15 protein-coding genes are annotated in these 20152 nt (G+C 64.0%); 10 read left to right on the forward strand and 5 right to left on the reverse strand.

Going from position 1 to position 20152, the window contains the following annotated elements; genetic code table 11:
* Positions 1 to 92 precede the first annotated feature (92 nt).
* From AC1DXK_RS11535 to AC1DXK_RS11555, 5 genes are read left to right on the forward strand one after another with little or no spacing between them, the layout of a single operon-like run.
* Positions 93 to 965: a branched-chain amino acid ABC transporter permease gene (locus tag AC1DXK_RS11535; RefSeq protein ID WP_457105342.1), complete on the forward strand. Its 873-nt coding sequence runs from the start codon at positions 93 to 95 to the stop codon at positions 963 to 965.
* Positions 962 to 1996: a branched-chain amino acid ABC transporter permease gene (locus AC1DXK_RS11540; protein ID WP_457105341.1), complete on the forward strand. Its 1035-nt coding sequence runs from the start codon at positions 962 to 964 to the stop codon at positions 1994 to 1996. Before AC1DXK_RS11535 ends, AC1DXK_RS11540 begins: the two co-directional genes overlap by 4 nt.
* A complete protein-coding gene (locus AC1DXK_RS11545; protein ID WP_477297812.1) occupies positions 1993 to 2838 on the forward strand; it encodes an ABC transporter ATP-binding protein in 846 nt (281 codons plus the stop codon). Before AC1DXK_RS11540 ends, AC1DXK_RS11545 begins: the two co-directional genes overlap by 4 nt.
* A complete protein-coding gene (locus AC1DXK_RS11550; protein ID WP_457105339.1) occupies positions 2831 to 3535 on the forward strand; it encodes an ABC transporter ATP-binding protein in 705 nt (234 codons plus the stop codon). The genes AC1DXK_RS11545 and AC1DXK_RS11550 overlap by 8 nt, the downstream gene beginning before the upstream one ends.
* Entirely contained in the window at positions 3507 to 3959 is a 453-nt protein-coding gene (locus tag AC1DXK_RS11555; protein ID WP_457105338.1) for a Rieske (2Fe-2S) protein, read from the forward strand. The genes AC1DXK_RS11550 and AC1DXK_RS11555 overlap by 29 nt, the downstream gene beginning before the upstream one ends.
* Positions 3960 to 4591: 632 nt before the next feature.
* On the opposite strand, the gene AC1DXK_RS11560 is transcribed toward AC1DXK_RS11555, so the two are convergent.
* Positions 4592 to 6679: a response regulator gene (locus AC1DXK_RS11560; protein ID WP_457105337.1), complete on the reverse strand. Its 2088-nt coding sequence runs from the start codon at positions 6677 to 6679 to the stop codon at positions 4592 to 4594.
* Positions 6676 to 12489: a HAMP domain-containing protein gene (locus tag AC1DXK_RS11565; RefSeq protein WP_477297815.1), complete on the reverse strand. Its 5814-nt coding sequence runs from the start codon at positions 12487 to 12489 to the stop codon at positions 6676 to 6678. Before AC1DXK_RS11565 ends, AC1DXK_RS11560 begins: the two co-directional genes overlap by 4 nt.
* A gap of 857 nt (positions 12490 to 13346) precedes the next feature.
* Between AC1DXK_RS11565 and AC1DXK_RS11570 the strand changes: the two genes are divergently transcribed.
* Both AC1DXK_RS11570 and AC1DXK_RS11575 read left to right on the forward strand, forming a co-directional pair.
* Entirely contained in the window at positions 13347 to 14294 is a 948-nt protein-coding gene (locus AC1DXK_RS11570; RefSeq protein ID WP_457105405.1) for an MBL fold metallo-hydrolase, read from the forward strand.
* Between the two features lie 295 nt (positions 14295 to 14589).
* A complete protein-coding gene (locus tag AC1DXK_RS11575) occupies positions 14590 to 15348 on the forward strand; it encodes an SDR family oxidoreductase (RefSeq protein ID WP_457105335.1) in 759 nt (252 codons plus the stop codon).
* Between the two features lie 368 nt (positions 15349 to 15716).
* Here AC1DXK_RS11575 and AC1DXK_RS11580 read toward each other — a convergent pair whose 3' ends face one another.
* Positions 15717 to 16616 carry a sigma-70 family RNA polymerase sigma factor gene (locus tag AC1DXK_RS11580; RefSeq protein ID WP_457105334.1) on the reverse strand — a complete coding sequence of 300 codons (900 nt, stop codon included), beginning with the start codon at positions 16614 to 16616 and terminating at the stop codon, positions 15717 to 15719.
* Positions 16603 to 16998 (reverse strand): hypothetical protein, encoded by a 396-nt coding sequence (locus AC1DXK_RS11585; protein WP_457105333.1) that lies wholly within the window; start codon positions 16996 to 16998, stop codon positions 16603 to 16605. Before AC1DXK_RS11585 ends, AC1DXK_RS11580 begins: the two co-directional genes overlap by 14 nt.
* A gap of 373 nt (positions 16999 to 17371) precedes the next feature.
* Between AC1DXK_RS11585 and AC1DXK_RS11590 the strand changes: the two genes are divergently transcribed.
* Both AC1DXK_RS11590 and AC1DXK_RS11595 read left to right on the forward strand, forming a co-directional pair.
* Positions 17372 to 18004 carry a tyrosine-type recombinase/integrase gene (locus AC1DXK_RS11590; RefSeq protein WP_457105332.1) on the forward strand — a complete coding sequence of 211 codons (633 nt, stop codon included), beginning with the start codon at positions 17372 to 17374 and terminating at the stop codon, positions 18002 to 18004.
* Positions 18005 to 18548: 544 nt separating this feature from the next.
* A complete protein-coding gene (locus tag AC1DXK_RS11595) occupies positions 18549 to 18782 on the forward strand; it encodes a hypothetical protein (protein ID WP_457105331.1) in 234 nt (77 codons plus the stop codon).
* Between the two features lie 158 nt (positions 18783 to 18940).
* On the opposite strand, the gene AC1DXK_RS11600 is transcribed toward AC1DXK_RS11595, so the two are convergent.
* A complete protein-coding gene (locus AC1DXK_RS11600; RefSeq protein WP_457105330.1) occupies positions 18941 to 19324 on the reverse strand; it encodes a hypothetical protein in 384 nt (127 codons plus the stop codon).
* 607 nt (positions 19325 to 19931) lie between these two features.
* On the opposite strand from AC1DXK_RS11600, the gene AC1DXK_RS11605 reads away from it, so the two are divergent.
* On the forward strand, positions 19932 to 20152 hold a 221-nt coding region (locus AC1DXK_RS11605; protein WP_477297818.1), incomplete at its 3' end, for a transposase.

A 20152-nucleotide genomic window follows, 5' to 3' on the forward strand; every position in this document is an offset into this window, starting at 1 on the left:
GCTGGGTACTGTCCCTCTCCCAACCGCGTGGCGGGTGTCAGGGTCGAGACCATTCGCCGTGCCGAGCAGCACCCCCACGTGAGAGGCCGCCCATGGACCAACTAACCCAGCACCTCATCAACGCGCTGATCCTCGGGGGCACCTATGCGCTACTCGGGATCGGGCTGACCCTGATTTTCGGGATCATGAACGTGGTGAACTTCACCCACGGCGCGCTTTACACGGGGGGCGCCTACGCGATGTATCTCGCCGCGGCGTCCCTCGGCCTGAACTTCTTCCTGGCGCTGCCGGTGGCGATCTTCGGCGGGATGGCGCTGGGCGCCGCGATCGAGATCCTGCTGCTGCGTCCATTCCGGGGATCGGACATCGACACCACGATGCTCGTGATGATCGGCGCCGGCATCGTCCTGCAATCGGGAACACTCTGGGTATTCGGCGGTGTCGCTAAGGCGATCGCCTCGCCCTTCCCCGAGGCGCCACTGCAGATCGGACCGGCGTCTGTCTCCTGGCTGCGGCTGTTCGTGTTCGGCGCCGCCCTCGCCCTGATCGGGCTCACCTACGCCCTGATCAACCGGACGAAGCTCGGGCTCGCCATGCGCGCCGCCTTCCAGGATTCGGACACGGCCGCCCTGATGGGCGTGAACGTGCGGCTCATCTACACCGCGACCTTCGCCATGGGCTCCGGGCTCGCTGCCGCGGCCGGCGCGCTCCTCGGGCCCGTCTACGTCGTGCATCCGCAGATGGGCGGGCTCGCCGAGCTCAAGGCGTTCGCCATCGTGATCCTTGGCGGCCTTGGCAACGTCACGGGGGCGGCCATCGGCGGCTTCATCCTGGCTCTCGCAGAGGAACTCGGCGCCGGCTACGTCTCCTCCGGCTACCGGGACGCGATGGGCTTCCTGATCATCATTGCGGTGCTTCTCTACCGGCCGACCGGCCTGTTCGCGAAGGCGGAGCGCATCGGATGAGCCGGCTCCTCCCCCTCGCGCTGCTCGCCGCCCTTGTCGCCCTGCCGCTGGCACTGGGCTCCGAGCCCTATCTCCTCAACGCGCTGATCGTGACGGGCATCCTGACGATCGCCGCCATGAGCTTGAACCTGCTCCTCGGGTTCACCGGGCAGCTCAGCCTCGGCCACATCGCCTTCTTCGGAATCGGGGCCTATGTGAGCGCCCTGACGAGCCTCGGCTTCGACGTCGATCTGGGCTTCAGCCTGCGCGTCGTCCACGACCCATGGCCGGCGGCGGTCGGCTTCCTCCTCGGGACGCTCGCGGCCGGGCTTTGCGGCTGGCTGATCGGGCGCCTCTCCTTCCGGGTGCGCGGCGCCTACTTCGTCATCGTGACGATCTCCTTCGCGGAGGTGGTGCGGCTGGTGGCCCTCAACTGGGTGGAGCTGACCCAGGGCCCGCTGGCGCTCACCAACATCCCGGCCATCACGCTGGGCGTCCCGGGCCTCGGCACCTGGACGCTCCGGACGAAGCTTCAGAACTACTACCTCGTGCTGGCCGTCGGCACGCTCTGCTGGGTGATCATCGCCCGCCTCGTCGGCTCGCGCTTCGGCCGGGCCATGCGAGGCCTCAAGGAGAACGAACCGCTCGCACTCTCGGTCGGAATCAACGCCACCCGCACGCTGACGGTCGCCGCCGTTATCTCGGCGGCGATGGCGGGGGCGGCGGGCAGCCTCTACGCCCATTACCTGCGCATCATTGATCCCGACATCTTCGCCTTCACCACCACGGTCAGCATCGTCATCATGGTGGTGGCAGGCGGCAAGGGCACGCTGATGGGGCCGGTCATCGGCGGCCTGATCTTCGGACTCCTGCCCGTGGCCCTGCGGCCGGTGATGGCGCCGGAAGCCCAGTGGATCGTCTATGGGCTCGTGCTGATCGCGATCCTGTTCGTGATGCCGCGGGGCATCGTGCCGGGACTTGCGGGCGTCCTCGCCCGGCGCCGTCCGGCGGCCGTCCCCGTCCTCAAGGCCGAACCGGCGGTGCAGCGATGAGCATGATCCTCTCGGTCGAGCATGTTGGGGTGCGCTTCGGCGGCCTCGTCGCCATCGCCGACCTGCATTTCGACGTGGCCGAGGGCGAGATCGTCAGCCTGATCGGCCCGAACGGGGCAGGAAAGACCACGGCCTTCAACGTGATGACGGGCTTCCTGAAGCCCAGCCAGGGCACGGTCCGCTTCCGCGGCACGGGGCTCGCGGGCTTGGCTCCGCACGACATCACGCGGCTGGGCCTGGCGCGCACCTTCCAGCGCACCAGCGTCTTCCCGGACGACACGGTGTTCGACAATGTGATGATCGGCCTGCACCGGCAGGGCACCTCCAAGGCACCCGGCCTCGGCAGGGCACAGCGCCTCGACGCGCTGCTGGGCCGCGCCGGCGCGAGCGAGCGGCAACTGCGTGAGCGCGCCGCGGCCCTGCTCGACTGGGTCGGCCTGTCGGGCCGGGCGCAGGAGAAGGCGGGCAGCTTGGCCTACGGCGAGCAGCGCCTCGTCGGCGTGGCGCTGGCGCTCGCCACCGAGCCGGCCATGCTGCTGCTCGACGAGCCGGTCTCGGGCATGAACGCCTCGGAGACCCGCGTCTTCGTGCGCTTGATCCGGCAGATCCGGGAGCGTGGCGTCACGATCCTGCTCGTCGAGCACGACATGCCGATGGTGATGGAGGTCTCCGACCGCATCGTCGTGCTTAACTACGGCCGGCTTATCGCGGAGGGCCCGCCAGAGAGGATCCGTAGCGACCCGGCAGTAATCGAGGCCTATCTCGGCCAGGGCAGCGCTGCCCGACGGGCGGCCGCTGAGGCGCAGGACGCCCAAGTGACGCCAGAGGCGGCCCATGCTTGAGATCCGAGACCTCGTCTGCGGCTACGGCCACGTCACGGCGCTCAAGGGCCTGACCATCGACGTCCGCGAGGGGCAGCTCGTCGCCCTCGTCGGGGCCAACGGGGCCGGCAAGTCAACGACGTTGCGGGCGATCTCTGGCCTCGTGCCCGCGCGGTCGGGCGCGATCCGGTTCGGCGGCCGCGACATCGCGGGTGCGGAGCCCCGCCGCATCTTGGAAGCGGGCATCGCCCATTGCCCAGAGGGACGCCGCGTCTTCCCGCAGATGAGCGTCGCCGAGAATCTCGCCATGGGCGCGTATCTGCGTCGCGACCGGGCCGGCATCGCGGCGGATTTGGCGCGCGTCTACGGTGAGTTCCCACGGCTCGCCGAGCGGCGCGACCAGGCTGCCGGAACCCTGTCCGGCGGCGAGCAGCAGATGCTGGCGATTGGCCGGGCGCTGATGGCGCGGCCGAAGCTGGTGCTCTTCGACGAACCCTCGCTGGGGCTCGCTCCCAACATCGTCGAGCGGATGTTCGCGGTGATCCGGTCGATCTGCGACCAAGGCACCACCGTGCTGCTGGTCGAGCAAAACGCCTTCGCGGCGCTCGAGCTCTGCGACTACGCCTATCTGCTCGAGACCGGTCGCATCGTACTTGAGGGTTCCGGCGATGCCCTGATCGCCGATCCCCATGTCCGGGCAGCTTATCTCGGCGGCTGACGAAGTGCCCGCTCTCGATCGATCACCCGACTCGGACCATCCGCGCGGCGGGGAAGTGGCCTGGATTCGCATTGGCGCCCTGGCAGCGTTCGGGGCCGGCTCGGTTATTCCAGTCACGATCGACGGGCAAAGTCTTCTTATCGTGCACGATGGCGACCGGGTCTTTGCCCTCGAGCGGACCTGCCCACACGAGGGTGCCGATCTCGCCAAGGGGCGCTGTGTGGCGGGCCGCCTGCACTGCCCCCATCACCAAGCGTCGTTCGCGCTCACGGATGGAGCGGTTTCCCCGGGCTGGTCGATCCGCCGTCTGTGCACTTATAATATTAGAATCTTGGATGGCGATATCTACATTGACGCGACAAATTTCATAAGAGCTGGACGCCGCGCGCAAGCAAAGAACGGCGCGCCGAGTGAGGAAAAATAGATTTTTTCGAATTGCCATTCTTGTGTTTTTATCCGAACGGGCATCGCAGAACTGCTGCAAATAGGAGGTCCATGATGGGACGCGGAGAGAATTCGTGCTTGGCCTTTCCACACAACCACGGCCTTGAGGCATTTGCTGACGGGCTTCATGGGTTTGCACAGCCGCTTGAGGCCGATGATCTCGCGAGGTGTGGCAACACGCCGGAAATCCGTGATCGCTCAAACGTTCTCACGACCTGCGTCCCCTGTGACGCTAGCAGGACAATACGGACATCGTCGGCGCATCCGAGAGCTCCCAGGTTGCTTGCCTCGAAGTGACACCTTGCGGACGTTCAAGTTGTCTTTGCCAAATGTACGGATGAGGTCAATTCAACCCATTCGGCAGAGCAGAGCCGAATGTCTGTTTATTTCCTCCGAAGCATGGAAGCAGACCGTCGGCTTTTCCGCCCGTGCTTCTCCGAAGCGGACCCGCGGCTTTCGGCCAGACTACGTCACACCAGAGCGCCATCGCGCGCAAGTGCGGACTGTCGGCTTCGCGCACATATCGGCCGTTCAGCCGACATGATGCGCTCCTCCGAAGCGGACATCGCGATCTAAGCGGCGCTCCGTCCACACTCGATAGCTGTCAAGCGGTCATTCAAGTGTCGTTTCCTCGCGAGAGTCGCTGAGCAAACCTCTTAATATTTCAACCAAATCGCTCGCGCGGTACGGCTTCTGCAGCAACGCGAAGCCATTGGCGTCCTGATCCTCTCGGAGATAGCCGGAGGTAAGCAGGATCGGCATTTGCGGCCATCGCTGACGGATGGTGTGTCCAAGGTCGATGCCGTTCGTCGCACCAGGCATGTTCACGTCACTGAAGACGAGAGCGATGTTAGCCTCCGTCTGCAGGAGGTCTAAAGCCTCGCTCCCGTCCTGCGCACTGATTACCCTGAACGCGAGCGCCTCAAGGGTTGAGACAACGGTGGATCGAACATCAGCGTCATCCTCGACGACGAGCACGGCCTTACCGGCGCCATCCACCGGATTCGGCGCTGCTGAAGTCGTCCCCGGATCGATGTCCTGCGGCGTAGGCCTCCGCCTAAAAAGCGCAGGCAACGTGATAACAAATCGGGTGCCCTGGTCAGGGCTGCTGTCGACGGCAATGGTACCGCCGCTCTGCTGCACGAAGCCGTAGACCATGCTGAGACCGAGACCGGTGCCCTTGCCAGCTTCCTTCGTTGTGAAGAAGGGTTCGAATACGCGGGCGAGGATAGCGGGCGGCATCCCGGTGCCCGAGTCGGCGACCGCGATCTCTACGGAGCACGAGCCTTCAACGCAGCCCGGCGCAGGGGCGTCGCGACGCTGGATGCAGATGTCCAACGTACCTCCGTCCGGCATCGCGTCCCGCGCATTCACAGCGAGATTGATGAGCGCGGCCTCGAATTGAGCGTGATCGACACAGACTTCCGGTAGTCCCTTTTCCACGTTCGCGGAGATCGTGATCTGCTCGCCGAGCGTGCGCTCGAGGAGCTTGATTAGGCCAGGGATAAAGCTTGTGAAGTCCAGCGCTCTCGGCTGGAGAGGAGAGCGCCGAGAGAAGGCCAGAAGACGGCTGGTGAGTTCTGCGCAGCGATGCGCCCCCTCAATGGCACTCTCGACGCGGCGGAGCGCCTTCTCATTCCCCTGGAGCGAGCCCTTCATTAGGTCGAGATTGCCGATCACGATGCTCAACATGTTGTTGAAGTCATGTGCGATACCGCCGGTCAGACGGCCGACTGCCTCAAGCTTCGAGGCGTGCTGCAAGCTGAGCTCAAGCTCCTTGCGCTCTGTCACGTCGAACCACATCCCGAAGAGTTCGACCGCCGTGCCGCTCTCGTCGCAGTTGACCGCAATCTGATCGAGGATGTGCCGCTCCGTGCCGTCCGCGTTGCGCCAACGATATTCCAGAGCCACTGCGCCGACCGCCGAGACGGTGCGCAGATCTTCCAAAACGCGGTCCCTGTCTTCCGCTTCGAGGCGCGACTGCCAAAGGCTGGAATCGGCAAAGGCCTCACGCGAGAAGCCGGTGATGCGCTCGATGCTGTCGTTCGTGAAGTGGAGCCGCCGGTCTTCCGATCCGAGCGGTGAGGTGTAAAGCGCGATCGGAAGGCCACGCAGCACTGCAGCCTGATGCTCCGCCTGCCTACGCAGCGCCTGCTCGGCTTCAAGCTTCTCGCCGCGCACGCGCAGGTTTTCTAGGAGTAGCTGCTTCTCAGCCGCCGCCTTGCGCTTGATTTCCTCGGTCTTGCGGTAAAGCTCGACGAAGACGTCGACCTTCGATTTCAAGACGAGCGGCTGGATGGGCTTGAACACATAGTCCACCGCTCCAGCGGAATAACCGCGGAAGATGTGAATGTCGTCTTTGTTATGCGCCGTGAGAAAAAGGATCGGGACACGGGACGTGCGCGAGCGGCCGCGGATGAGCGCGGCCACCTCGTAGCCATCCATACGCGGCATCTGCACGTCGAGCAGGATCACGGCGAAGTTCTCCCGGAGCGCCCAGCGCAAGGCTTCCTCCGGTGAGTTTGCCAGGACGAGGTCAATCGCCGGATCAGCGAGAATCTCCGAGGCGGCGAGCAGATTACGCTGATCGTCATCGACGATCAGGATCTTCGCTCGGATCGCGTCCGGGTCAGCGAGCGCGGCCAGCTGTTCGGCGGGAGCAACCGTACCAGCCGGAAGGAAATCCAGTCGGTCCGTCATTGTGTTTGCCGTTCAAAATCCTGTGCGGCTCCGCGAACCAGTGCGGGGCTGTTTACGACCTCACCACGCCTTGCCAATTGCACCCGCAGCACGGCGAGGAGCTGGTCCATGTCGATCRGCTTTGAGACGTAATCGGTCGCGCCCGCCTCAAGGCACTTCTCGCGGTCGCCCTTCATGGCCTTCGCGGTCACCGCGATGAGCGGCAGGCTTCGGAAGGTGGACTGAGCCCGGATCGTGCGCATCGTCTCGTAGCCGTCCATCCCAGGCATCATGATGTCGATCAGCATTGCATCGATGTTCGGGTTAGCCTTGAGCAGCGCGATGCCGTCCTGCCCGTTCTCCGCGAACAGAACCTCCAGCCCATACTGCTCAAGGGCGCTCGTGAGCGAGAAGATGTTGCGCAGGTCGTCGTCGACTAGAATGACCCGGCATCCCTGGAGAGACGCCGCGTCCTTCCGTTCGACGAGGATCTGCTCCTCGACCGGAACGCTAGCGATGGTCCGATGCAGGAATAGGGCGGCCTCATCGAGAAGCCGCTCGGATGAGCGCGTGTCCTTGAGGATGATCGTCGAGGCGGTCTGCCTGAGCTGCTGCTCCTCTGCGGTCGTCAGCTCCCGGCCCGTGTAGACGATGATCGGCAGCTCTTCGCCCTCCTGCGAGGCGCGGATCCGCTCGATCAGCTCGGAACCACCGATATCGGGCAGACCGAGATCGATGATCGCACAGTCGAAACGGCCACCTGTGAGGGCCTCTAGCGCGGCCGCGGCGGTGCCGACCCCGAAGATCTTGACGCCCTCTTCGCTCAAGAGCGCCGTGATGCTGGCGCGCTGGTTCTCGTCATCCTCGACGAGCAGGAGGTTGCGCACGGGCCGTGCGATGAATTCCTTCGAGCGCTCGAGCGCCCGCATCAGGCCTTCGCGCTCCACGGGCTTCTCCAGGAAGCCGAACGCGCCCGCGCGCAGGCCGCGCTTCTTCTCGTCATTGACCGAGATGACGTGGATCGGGATGTGCCGGGTGCGGGGATCGTTCTTCAGGAGGTCGAGCAAGGCCCAGCCGTCCATGTCGGGCAGACCGATATCGAGGGTGATGGCGTGCGGCTTGAAGCGGTGGGCGAGGCTCAGCGCGCCGGCGCCATCCTGCGCGATCAAGCCCTTGAACCCGCGCTCGCGCGCAAGCTCCAGCAGCACCGAGGCGAACATCGCATCGTCCTCCACGATGAGCACGATATGATCGCCCGGGTGAATGGCATGACGGTCATCGGCTGAGGCCGAGAGCGCCATCGCGGCATTGGGCTGGCGGCCGATAAGCGCCGCAATGCCATTCCCATCCGAAGCATCCGAGGTGCGACCCGTGACGGTCTGGACCGGCGGCTCGAACGGCAGGAACAGGGTGAAGGTACTACCCGAACCGATCTGGCTCTCAACCACGATTTCGCCGCCCAGTAGGCGGGCGATCTCGCGGCTGATCGCGAGGCCCAGGCCCGTGCCGCCGTACTTGCGGCTCGTTGTCCCGTCGGCCTGCTGGAACGCCTCGAAGATGATGCGCTGCTTATCCTCAGCGATGCCGATGCCGGTATCGGTGACCGATAGGGCCATCCACTGGCTCCCAGCGCGCAGTGGCGACCCCTCGGCCGAGCTGATCTTTAGCGAAACGCTCCCCTTCTCGGTGAACTTGAAGGCGTTGGAGAGGAGGTTCCGGAGCACCTGCTGCAGGCGCTTCGAATCTGTGCGCACCGCGCGCGGCAAGCCAGGTTCGACATCGATTATGAAGCCAAGGTGGCGCTCCTCGGCGAGCTGCCGAAAGGTCCTGTTAAGATTCTCGACAAGGTCCTGCAGCGTCACGTCGCCGATCTCAAGCGACACCGTCCCTGACTCGATCTTGGAGAGATCGAGGATGTCGTTGATGAGCGACAGGAGGTCGGTCCCGGCAGCGTTGATGGTCTTGGCGAACTCCCGCTGCTTGTCTGAAAGGTTCCCGTCCCGGTTCTCGGAGAGAAGCTTCGAGAGAATCAGCAGGCTGTTGAGCGGCGTACGCAGCTCGTGGCTCATATTGGCTAGGAACTGAGACTTGTAGCGCGAGGTCATGCTCAGCTGCTCGGCCTTCTCTTCCAGTGCGGTCTTGGCGACGGAGACCTCGCGGTTCTTGCCCTCGACCTCGCGCTTCTGGATCTCGAGCAGCCGCGCCTTCTCCTCCAGCTCCTCGTTTGTCTGCTGCAGCCGCTCGCGCTGGCTCTTGAGGAGGTCCTCCGACTGCTGCAGCGAGGCGGCCTGCAGCTCCAGGCGATCGTTTGTCTTCTTCAGCTCCTCCTGCCGGCTCTGCAATTCGCCAGTCAGGAGCTGCGACTGCTTGAGGAGGCCCTCGGTCCGCATGTTGGCGGCAATCGTGTTGAGCACGATGCCGATCGACTCCGTTAGCTGATCGAGGAAGGATTGATGCGTCTCGCTGAAGCGGTTGAACGACGCCAGCTCGATGACCGCCCGGACTTCCTGCTCGAACAGGACCGGCAGCACGATGATGTTGAGCGGCGGCGCCTCGCCGAGAGCTGAGCCGATGGTGATGTAGTCACCGGGCACGTGGGTGAGGAGGATGCGCTTCTTCTCGAAGGCGCATTGACCCACGAGACCCTGGCGGAGGCGGTACCGGTTCGACAGGTTCTTGCGCTCCGTGAAGGCGTAGCTCGCCATCAGGTCCAGAACCGGCTCTCCGCCCTCGTCCTCCACCATGTAGAACACGCCGCGCTGGGCGTTCACGAGCGACGCGATCTCGGAAAGGATCAGGTTGGAGACGGTGGCGAGGTCGCGCTCGCCCTGCAGCATGCGCGTGAACTTGGCGAGGTTCGTCTTCAGCCAGTCCTGCTCGGCGTTCTTGAGGGTCGTGTCCCGCAGGTTGCGGATCATCTCGTTGATGTTGTCCTTCAGCGAGGCGACCTCGCCGGAGGCCTCAACCGAAATCGAGCGTGCGAGGTCGCCCTTCGTCACCGCAGTCGCCACCTCGGCGATGGCGCGCACCTGGGTCGTCAGGTTCGCCGCGAGTTGGTTCACGTTGTCTGTCAGATCGCGCCATAGGCCTGCTGCGCCCGGCACCCGGGCCTGACCGCCGAGCTTACCCTCGACACCCACTTCGCGCGCGACGTTGGTGACCTGATCGGCAAAGGTAGCGAGCGTCTCGATCATCTCGTTGACGGTGTCGGCCAGGGCGGCGATCTCACCCTTGGCGTCGACTGAGAGCTTCCGCTTGAGGTCGCCCTGGGCCACCGCAGTGACGACATCCGCGATGCCGCGGACCTGTCCGGTGAGGTTAGCGGCCATCATGTTGACGTTGTCGGTCAGGTCCTTCCAGGTTCCGCCGACGCCGCGCACCTGGGCCTGACCGCCGAGCTTGCCTTCCGAGCCGACTTCGCGTGCGACGCGCGTCACCTCGGAGGCGAAGGAGTTGAGCTGATCCACCATCGTGTTGATGGTCGACTTGAGCTCCAGGATCTCACCCTTGACGTCGACGGTGATCTTCTTGGACAGATCGCCGTTGGCCACCGCCGTGGTCACATCGGCGATGTTGCGCACCTGACCGGTCAGATTGGCCGCCATCATGTTGACGTTGTCGGTCAGGTCCTTCCAGGTTCCGCCGACGCCGCGCACCTGGGCCTGACCGCCGAGCTTGCCCTCGATGCCGACTTCACGGGCGACACGGACCACCTCGGAGGCGAAGGAGTTGAGCTGATCCACCATGGTGTTGATGGTCGACTTGAGCTCCAGGATCTCGCCCTCGACGGCGACGGTGATCTTCTTGGACAGATCGCCGTTGGCGACAGCGGTTGTGACCTCCGCGATATTGCGCACCTGTCCGGTGAGGTTAGCGGCCATCATGTTCACGTTGTCGGTCAGGCCCTTCCAGACGCCGCCGACACCCTTGACCTGTGCCTGACCGCCGAGCTTGCCCTCTGTGCCGACCTCGCGGGCGACGCGCGTCACCTCGGAGGCGAAGGAATTGAGCTGATCCACCATCGTGTTGATGGTCGACTTGAGCTCCAGGATCTCACCCTTGACGTCGACGGTGATCTTCTTGGACAGATCGCCGTTGGCCACCGCCGTGGTCACATCGGCGATGTTGCGCACCTGACCGGTCAGATTGGCTGCCATCAGGTTCACGTTGTCGGTGAGATCGGCCCAGGTTCCCGCTACACCCTCGACGCGGGCCTGCCCGCCGAGCTTGCCTTCCGAGCCGACCTCTTTCGCGACGCGCGTCACCTCTGAAGCGAAGGAATTGAGCTGGTCGACCATCGTGTTGATGGTGTTCTTCAGCTCCAGGATCTCGCCGCGAACGTCGACGGTGATCTTCTTGGACAGATCGCCGTTGGCTACCGCCGTGGTCACGTCGGCGATGTTGCGCACCTGACCGGTCAGATTGGCCGCCATCAGGTTCACGTTGTCGGTGAGATCGGCCCACGTACCGGCCACGCCGCGCACCTGGGCCTGCCCGCCGAGTTTACCTTCTGAGCCGACTTCACGGGCGACGCGCGTCACCTCGGAGGCGAAGGAATTGAGCTGATCCACCATGGTGTTGATGGTGTTCTTCAGCTCCAGGATCTCGCCGCGCACGTCGACGGTGATCTTCTTGGACAGATCGCCGTTGGCCACCGCGGTGGTCACGTCGGCAATGTTGCGGACCTGACCCGTCAAGTTAGCGGCCATCATATTGACGTTGTCGGTCAGGTCCTTCCAGGTTCCGCCGACCCCCTCAACCTGTGCTTGGCCACCGAGCTTGCCCTCGGTGCCGACTTCGCGGGCGACGCGCGTCACCTCTGAAGCGAAGGAGTTCAGCTGATCCACCATTGTGTTGATAGTCAGCTTCAGAGCCAAGATCTCGCCTCTAACGTCGACGGTGATCTTCTTGGACAAGTCGCCGCGCGCGACCGCGGTCGTGACCTCGGCGATGTTGCGCACTTGGCCGGTCAGGTTCTCGGCCATCATGTTCACGTTGTCGGTTAGATCCTTCCAGACACCGCCGACGCCTTTGACCTGGGCTTGTCCACCGAGCTTGCCTTCCGAGCCCACCTCCTTGGCGACGCGAGTCACCTCCGAGGCGAAGGAGTTCAGCTGGTCCACCATCGTGTTGATGGTCGATTTCAGGTCCAGGATCTCGCCCTTGACGTCAACGGTGATCTTCTTGGACAGATCGCCGTTGGCGACAGCGGTTGTGACCTCCGCGATATTGCGCACCTGTCCGGTGAGGTTGGCCGCCATCAGGTTCACGTTGTCCGTGAGATCCTTCCAGGTGCCGCCGACGCCCTTAACTTGGGCTTGACCACCGAGCTTGCCCTCGGAGCCCACCTCGCGTGCCACGCGCGTCACCTCGGACGCGAAGGAGTTCAGCTGGTCGACCATCGTATTGACCACTTTGCCGATGCGCAGGAACTCGCCCCTCAGCGGGCGGCCCTCGATCTCAAGCTGCATGGTCTGGCCGAGATCGCCCTTGGCCACCGCACCGATGACCCGCGCGACCTCGGTGGTCGGTTGCACGAGGTCGCCGATCATCGTGTTGACCGACTCGACGCAGTCGTTCCAGCCGCCAGTTGCCGCCGGCAGCTTGCCGCGCTCATTGATGCGCCCGTCTTTGCCCACCGTACGCGCGACCCTGTCGAGTTCCCGCGCGAGCCCCTGGTTCAGCTCGACGATGTCGTTGAATGCTTCCGCGATTTCGCCATCGATGCCAGTCAGATCCAGCGGCAGCCGGGTCGAGAAGTCTCCCTTCCGAAACGCGCGGAGGCTCTTCAGGAGGAGCTTCGGCTCCAGTTGCGACGTAGTCGGCGTCATTCGAACACACCTTCAGGGCAGATGCATACGGCCCGGCGAGGCTGCCGTCGGGATCGTACGTGGCAACGAGAAACCACCGACGGGAAAGAACGGCAATAGGGCTGAGTGGAGATGATTGCTCAACCGTTCGGCCTGAGGAGTGAGCCAGCACGTTTCACTTCCTGATGGGCAGCCGTTGGGCCGAAAATGGGGCGGCGCGTCGCCGGATGTTGCTGTTTAGCTTTCGCCGCGGGCTCTGGACTTAATGCATGTTGGTATCGTTCGACTCTGGTTCGGCAGCCCTGCCGGCTGTCTGCTGGAGTGAAATCATCAAGGCTTGTGATCGCGGCATTGACGCTGCTCCGGCCCGAGTTCACGGAGAACGACCATGCGTCTCAATGTTTGATTGTGGGCCGGGATGCGCCGGCGCGGGCTGACGTTCCTCGTTGCAGGGCCATGTCGCGACGTGGGCTCCGCTGCCACTTCGAGGTTTGCACTTCAATGACGAGCCACACGGCACTCTTTAGGTCTGCTTCAATGTCTTGCTGATTTCAAAGCGGACCAACGGCTTTCGGCCAGCACCGGCTGTCGTAGACCGCCCGAGTGAACGTCTCAGCTGGGTGGTTCTTTGCTTGTCCGCTTCCGGGCGGAAATGCATCAGAGCAAACGTCGCCGTCCAGGCTGTTCTCGGGTCATTGCAAGACCGAGGAACGTCCCCTCCGGGAAACCGTGGGGGAAAAACGATCATCCACGGGTTATGATTTTAGCTCCTCATCGCTCATGTCACATCGGCCGATCCTATCTCGTCTCCGTGGCATGACGCGCGTTTAGTGAACCTGACGAGCCAGATGCACGCGCGTCCCGCGAGAGGGATGACGATGACTGCAATAATACCCGCCGATACCAAGCGAATCGATCTGGGATATGCTGGCCCTCCTCGTGTAAGCGGGGAGGAGTTGGTGCCCTCGCGCTACGCGGTGCGGATCGGTGAGATCGACGTACTGGTCGTCAGCGATGGCGTGCTGCCGCTCCCGACCAAGATGTTGGGACACAATGTTGACCAAGCCGTACGAGCGGCTTGGCTGAACGACATGTTCCTGCCGACGGACGCGTTCGACTGGTCGCTAAACGCGGTTGTCGTCTACAGCGGCGGCCAAACCATCCTCATCGACGCCGGGTTGGGGCTGGACCCGAACCTGAACCTGCCGCGAGCCGGGCAACTGATCAGGAGATTGGAGGCCGTAGGTATCGATCTCGTGTCTGTGACGGACGTGGTGCTCACCCACATGCACATGGACCATGTTGGCGGGCTCCTTGTCGACGGAGTAAAGGAGCGGCTTCGCTCGGATCTGCGGATCCATGTGGCGGCTGCCGAGGTCAAATTCTGGGAAGCGCCTGACTTCACCCACGTCGACATGCCTCAAGGGTTTCCTGACGCGCTCAGGGCAGCTGCCAAGCAGTTCACGCAACAGTACCGCAGCCAGTTGCGGCTCTTCGACGAGGAGCACGAGGTCGCACCGGGGGTGATTGTCCAACGCACCGGCGGCCACACTCCCGGGCACAGCGTCGTCCGTATGGCATCCGGCAGCGACCGGCTGACATTCGCCGGCGACGCCGTGTTCACGGTCGGGTTCGAGCATCCCGACTGGCACAACGGCTTCGAACACGATCCCGCGGAGGCGGCTCGCGTTCGCGTCCGGCTTCTGCGAGAACTGGCGGCGACCGGCGAGCAATTGATCGCCACGCACCTGCCGTTCCCGTCCGTCGGTCGGGTCGCGATTGATGGCGACGCCTTTCGGTGGGTTCCCGCGTTCTGGGATTACTGAGAGGCCCTGGTCGAAACGGTCGTCCGTTGCAACCGAAGATCGCGCACGTTCGCTTCTTTGGCAATCGTTCATCCTCGGGATTTGTCCCGAGGATGAGCTTCCGTAAGATCGCATGGCCGAACTAAAATGGCTTTGGTCTATCTAGCTCGTCTCCGTCCGGCTCATGCAACGACATGAGTCCTCGCCGACCCAAAGAGGGCGCATCGATTCTTCCCGCCAATGTCACACTGTGAGAGGCGCTCCTCGTCTTGACCACGACCGTCCCGCGGGGGCCGGAGTCGAGATGGAGCGTTACATGAAGATCGTCGTCATCGGCGGTACTGGGCTGATCGGCTCGCAGGTCGTCGCCAACGTAAGAAGTGCCGGTCACGAGGCGCTCGCGGCCTCGCCCAATACGGGGGTGAACGCTGTCACGGGCGAGGGGCTCGCGGATGCATTGCAAGGTGCCAGCGTCGTCGTCGACGTCGCCAACTCGCCCTCCTTTGCTGACGATGCGGCGATGGACTTCTTCGTCCGCGCCGGACGGAACCTCACAGCGGCTGAGCAGGCTGCGGGCGTCATGCATCACGTGGCGCTCTCGGTGGTCGGGACCGAGCTCCTGCTCGATAGCGGCTACTTTCGCGCCAAGCTGGCCCAGGAGGAGCTGGTCGCCTCGGCGGCCGTGCCTTGGACGGTGGTGCGCGCCACGCAGTTCTTCGAGTTCGTTGGCACGATCGCGGAAGCGACAATTATCGACGGCGTTTCGCGGGTGACCTCCGCGTCGATCCAGCCGATCGCGTCGGCCGACGTGGCCGCGAAAGTCGCCGAGGTCGCGCTCGCACCAGCTCGAAACGGCATGATCGAGATCGCTGGGCCTGAGCGGCTCCCGATGGTCGAGCTGGTGAAGCGCCATTTTGACGGCATCGGTGAAACGCGTGAAGTCATCCTGGATGATACCGCCCCATACTTTGGGATACTCCTCGAAGACCGCTGGCTGACACCCACCGGTGACGCGTGGCTGTCGAAGCGGCGCTACAGCGATTGGCTGGCGGCGCAGCCGAAGCGAGTGGCCTGAGGAACGGCGCCGATGGATGCGGCCTACGTCTCGGCGCTCTCCGCACTCGCGGGTTCCGCCATCGGCGCGATGGCTTCCTTTGCGACCACATCGCTGACGCAACACAGCCAGGAGCGCGCGACGCTGCTGGTGCAGGACCGCGCTCGGCGGGAAGCACTCTACGGCGAGTTCATTCGGGAGGCTTCGACCTTGTTCGGCGAAGCCTTCCAGCATGACCTCGACGATTCGGCCAAATTGGCGAGACTTACTTCTCCCCACACAAGAACATCTCGTCCTTCGCCGGCATCCACCACGCCGGCGACCTCGACCCGCTCTGTGCATTCTCGGCGATTTGCCGTAGGGAACTCGCAATCGCCCGGCGGTGAGGTTCAGTGCGGCATCCGCGCTCCCGCTGCTCCTCCGAACAGCCTCGCCATCCGTTCGAGCTTGTCCGGATTGCGGGTAAAGTAGATGCCGACGATCAAGCCCCCCTGGATATCCAGCGCAACGGTCTGAAGGGTTCCGCCCGGCTCCAGGCTGAGATAGCCCGGCAGCCCATCGATCCAGAGTTCCTGCAGCTTCTGCGCATGCTGGATCCACGACTTTCGCGCAGCGCCCTCGAACATACGCGTGACCTTGTCGATGCCGATGATGGGCCGCGGAAATGCGTGGACCTTCCCGCCACCATCGGAGTGCACGATGACGGCATCGGCGAGCATGCTGCGGAGCGCCGCGACGTCGCCTGTCGCCGATGCCTCGAAGAAAGCTTTCGCGATGCGTGCGCCCTCTTCCTTGTCGACGGGGAAGCGTGGACGTGCCGACTGCACGTGCCTTCTCGCTCTCGCTGCGAGTTGGCGGATAGCCGGCGGTTCACGCTGAAGTGCTGCTGCGATCTCCCCGAGTGGGACCGCGAAGACGTCATGCAGGAGGAACGCAGCCCGCTCTAGAGGCGAGAGCCGCTCCAAAGCGAGCATCAGCGTGAGTGTCAGGTCATCGCCAGAGACGTCGTCCGGTGCCATGGCAACGGGCTCGGGCAACCAAGTTCCAAAGTATGTCTCTCGCCGTGCGCGAGCAGACTTCATGACGTCCAGGCAGAGCCGCGTCACCGTTCGCGACAGGAATGCGCCGGCTGACGAAACACCAGTATGGTCGACGTGCCGCCAGCGGAGCCAGGCGTCCTGTACGACATCCTCGGCCTCGCCGTATGAACCGAGCATGCGGTAGGCGAGCCGGACGAGCCGCGTCCGCTCCTGTTCGAAGACGAGGGTCGGATCGTCAATGGTCGGCATGGCGAAGGGACCAGACGCTGAGGGCAATCGCAATGAGCGCAGGAAGTGTCACTGCGGGGAAGTCGCGGGACAGCACTTCCGGCCCGCAAATGCCCACTGCAACTTCCCAGAAGTGGAACAACGCATGCCCTGAGAGCCAGATCGCGCCGATGCTCCAAAGCAGCACACGCGAGCTGGGCCTCTGCGCACCGTACACAAGTCCCGACCCGATCAGAACGAAGATCAGCCCGATATCGCGTAGGAAATGCTGATTGAATGGGCCTGTCGTCGTCACGCCTGGCACTGCGAAGTACCATGCCTCAGGTGAGGCGAGCATGAAGGCGCCATTGCCCACCAGTCCAGCGCCGAAAAGGCCGGCCAGCACCGGAACTGCTTTCCCCATCGCAAGCTCTCCACGTGATTGGTCCACGAGGATGACGACGCGCTGAGGCCGAATGTGACATCGGACGCAACTTACCTCGGCGCTTTCATAAAATGCCTCGGCCTCGGACAGCCCTCCTCACCAAATTCGAGCTGACCGAGCTGATACTCGTGTGCCGCGTCGGAGAGCTCAATGCAGCCAGGATACGGAACACAGGTACGGACGGACCCAGACGAAGTACTCGATTGAACGAACGCTTTCGAGGAGCTCCGGTACGGACGTCAACGGCGATCTTGGGTCGCAACCCGCCCGTCTGCTTAGGCTGGCCTTCATACGAAGCATCAGTTCGAGCGTCTTCTCGCCTCGTCGGCATGGGCCGACGAGGAGGAGGGCGATGGGACACTCCGCATACGATCCGGCCACGAAAGGGCGACCCGCCTGGAACGCTGGCCGTAACCTGGGCGCCAAGCGCGCCCTCAAACCGCAGCAGGTCTGGGCCATCCGTTTCTGGCTCGACCGCAAACGGCGCGTGCGCGACCGCGCGATGTTTGATCTCGCCATCGACAGCAAGCTGCGCGGCGGCGCCATCGTCAAGCTCAAGATTGGCGACCTCGTCAGCGGTGGTCGCGTTCGTAGCCGGGCCATCGTCATCCAGCGCAAGACCGGCCGGCCGGTGCAGTTCGAGTTGCTCGAACCCGCTCGCACCAGCATCCTGGAATGGCTGGAGGCCAGGGGCGGAACGCTCGATGATTATGCCTTCCCGAGCAGGCTCGACGGCGTCACGCACATCAGCACCCGGCAGTATGCGCGTCTGGTCGATGAATGGGTCAGGGGCATCGGGCTGCGAAGCGAGGACTACGGRACCCATTCCCTGCGTCGCACSAAGGCGTCATTGATCTACAAGCGGACTGGCAATCTGCGCGCCGTCCAGACCCTGCTTGGCCATACCAAGATCGAGAGTACAGTCAGTTACCTTAGGGTCGACGTCGAGGATGCGCTGACCTTGGTCGAAGGAACTGAGATTTGAGCGATCGGCCCCTCGGCTTCAGTGTTGAGGGGCTCCAAACCCAGCCCGGCAGCAGTGCGCCCATTCCAGCCATTCCCTTTGGCAAAGACAATCGCTGGAAGCGAACATGATCACCCAGGCTTTTGCTCTGCACCGCCTCGTCGGAACCCCAATCCGCCAAGAGGTCTATGAGCACGGCATCGTCCGGCTCCGCGTCGGCTAGTGAGGTCGGATGCGGCCATCGCTGCCCCAGACGAGCCGCTCCGGGGCGCGTTACACGTAAGCTCGGGCGAGTCGGCTCCGGTCGGCTTAGCTCGGCGAGCCGACCGTCATGAAGAGATAGGCTCCGGTAAACTTCACCCCGCCGCCGGTTCCAAGGCACCGCGGCCGGCCACCCAAGAAGGCGACCCTTGATTATATCGCCGGCTGATCACCGATCACCACCGAACCCGCCGGATAGGGAATTTTGAAAGCCCACATTTGCGGAGACTTGGGGTTCTCCGTCATTTCGTGTGGCGGAACGGGGTTATCGGGAGCCGTCGCGCGTAGCGGCGATTTCGATGGGATGAATGCCATCCCCGAGCTGCTCATGCCCAAGCGCCTGCTTCCCTTCATTCCGGCCTCGTTGCGCGTCATCGCGGTCGTGTCCAAGCCCGAGCGAGTGACGGTGATGGCCGTGCCGCGGTCGGAGGCGTCGTGCTGTCCGGTTTGCCGAATGCAATCAGATCCGACCCACGGCTCCTATCAGCGCCGCCTCGACGATCTGCCCTGGCAGGGGCGGTCCCAGTATCGTGGGTAGCCCACGCATTGAGAACAACGGCTTCGTGTCGGTGCTCGTGCAGAAGCCCGGGCCGGACACTAACGTCCACACCTCAGCTTCCGCCGAGTTGTTCAGGAACGTTGTGCTGTAGCGAGGCCGGACGATGGCCCGGCTGGCGGGAGCTGACCGCCCGTCACTTAGCGACCTAGCCTCGCTGGGAGCACCGACGGAGCGGTGCTGGAAGCGGCGGACGCAGCGAACGAGGCTACGAAGCCCGCCAAGGAGCGAACATCATCGGGTTGACGCAGATCCCGGGCGACTGCCGCTGCTTCTTGCTCCAGCCGAACGTTACAAGCCTTCGAGGGGAGGCCGACATCGGGCGTGCAGGCGTCGTGACGAGCACAAGCTGCATCGAGAGCGTCGATCGGCGGCAAGGGGGCATTGTTGCCCGGACCGCAGTAGTTGCCGTGGATCAGGAGCTTCGGTCCGCCATTGGCGGCGGGTTGGGCCAAGGACGGAGCGGCCCATGCGGCGAGGACGAAGACAGGGGCGGCGAGGCTGATGACGGTGCGAGTCAACATGGTGGAGACCTTCCAGCACCTACGCCGCATAGTCCTATCGGCGCCGACGGTGCGAGCCATAGTTAAGCACCAGACATCAACCCGCGACGTGCTGCGGAACACTACCCCTATTCGGATGACGCTCCACCGGCGCGGCTGACATCGTGTCCGTCAGGCAACCTCTACCGCTACAGCTTGCCGCGTCTTGAGCGCCGGATTGTGAAGGCCGAGCAGATCAGCCTCCTCCGCCGCCACTTCCACCCGTCCCAGGACCGCCCAGGTTGCCGTCTTTGTTCGGCGTGTTCCAATGGATGATGCCGTCGTCCGGAGGACGCAGCCTCGTCGTTGGCGGTTGCGGAAAAGCGGGTGGGCGCGCTTGGATCCTCGAACGGGGAGTCACCCTATTCCCCCGGCCGCCCTGAGCCTCGGCAGGAAGGCTGGCAACCCCCGCAAGCGCCGCTACGAGCCACCTGGCCGTCGCCCGTCTCATGATCACTCCGCACCGCTCCGGTTCCGCTCACCGGGAGGGTAGCTCGCAGCGCACCAGTATCAATGTCCCAGGCGTCGCCCAGCCGTGGACTTGCCTCGAGAAAGTGGAGGGCTCTTTTCCTGAAGGAGGGGGTTTCCGATGGCAGACCGGAAGCAGACCTTTACCCCTGAGTTTCGCGCTGAGGCGGTGCGATGGGCGCAGACGAGCGGGCGGTCCCGCCGCGAGGTAGCCCCCGATCTCGGCGTCGGGCTCTCGACGCTGCGCACCTGGATCGACGGCCGGCGTGAGCGGGAGATGGATCACCCGCCGGCCGATCGGCAGGAGGACATGGCCGCCGAGCTCAAGCGCCTGCGGCGCGA

Source organism: Methylobacterium sp. P3_A11, assembly GCF_056403155.1.

Bases quoted from the DNA above. Each gene is read 5' to 3' on its own strand.
- AC1DXK_RS11600 (WP_457105330.1), bottom strand. From the start codon at position 19,324: ATGTTGACTCGCACCGTCATCAGCCTCGCCGCCCCTGTCTTCGTCCTC.
- AC1DXK_RS11580 (WP_457105334.1), bottom strand. From the start codon at position 16,616: ATGCCGACCATTGACGATCCGACCCTCGTCTTCGAACAGGAGCGGACG.
- AC1DXK_RS11585 (WP_457105333.1), bottom strand. From the start codon at position 16,998: ATGGGGAAAGCAGTTCCGGTGCTGGCCGGCCTTTTCGGCGCTGGACTG.
- AC1DXK_RS11545 (WP_477297812.1), top strand. From the start codon at position 1,993: ATGAGCATGATCCTCTCGGTCGAGCATGTTGGGGTGCGCTTCGGCGGC.
- AC1DXK_RS11560 (WP_457105337.1), bottom strand. From the start codon at position 6,679: ATGACGGACCGACTGGATTTCCTTCCGGCTGGTACGGTTGCTCCCGCC.
- AC1DXK_RS11570 (WP_457105405.1), top strand. From the start codon at position 13,347: ATGACTGCAATAATACCCGCCGATACCAAGCGAATCGATCTGGGATAT.
- AC1DXK_RS11540 (WP_457105341.1), top strand. From the start codon at position 962: ATGAGCCGGCTCCTCCCCCTCGCGCTGCTCGCCGCCCTTGTCGCCCTG.
- AC1DXK_RS11555 (WP_457105338.1), top strand. From the start codon at position 3,507: ATGTCCGGGCAGCTTATCTCGGCGGCTGACGAAGTGCCCGCTCTCGAT.
- AC1DXK_RS11595 (WP_457105331.1), top strand. From the start codon at position 18,549: ATGAATGCCATCCCCGAGCTGCTCATGCCCAAGCGCCTGCTTCCCTTC.
- AC1DXK_RS11550 (WP_457105339.1), top strand. From the start codon at position 2,831: ATGCTTGAGATCCGAGACCTCGTCTGCGGCTACGGCCACGTCACGGCG.
- AC1DXK_RS11575 (WP_457105335.1), top strand. From the start codon at position 14,590: ATGAAGATCGTCGTCATCGGCGGTACTGGGCTGATCGGCTCGCAGGTC.
- AC1DXK_RS11535 (WP_457105342.1), top strand. From the start codon at position 93: ATGGACCAACTAACCCAGCACCTCATCAACGCGCTGATCCTCGGGGGC.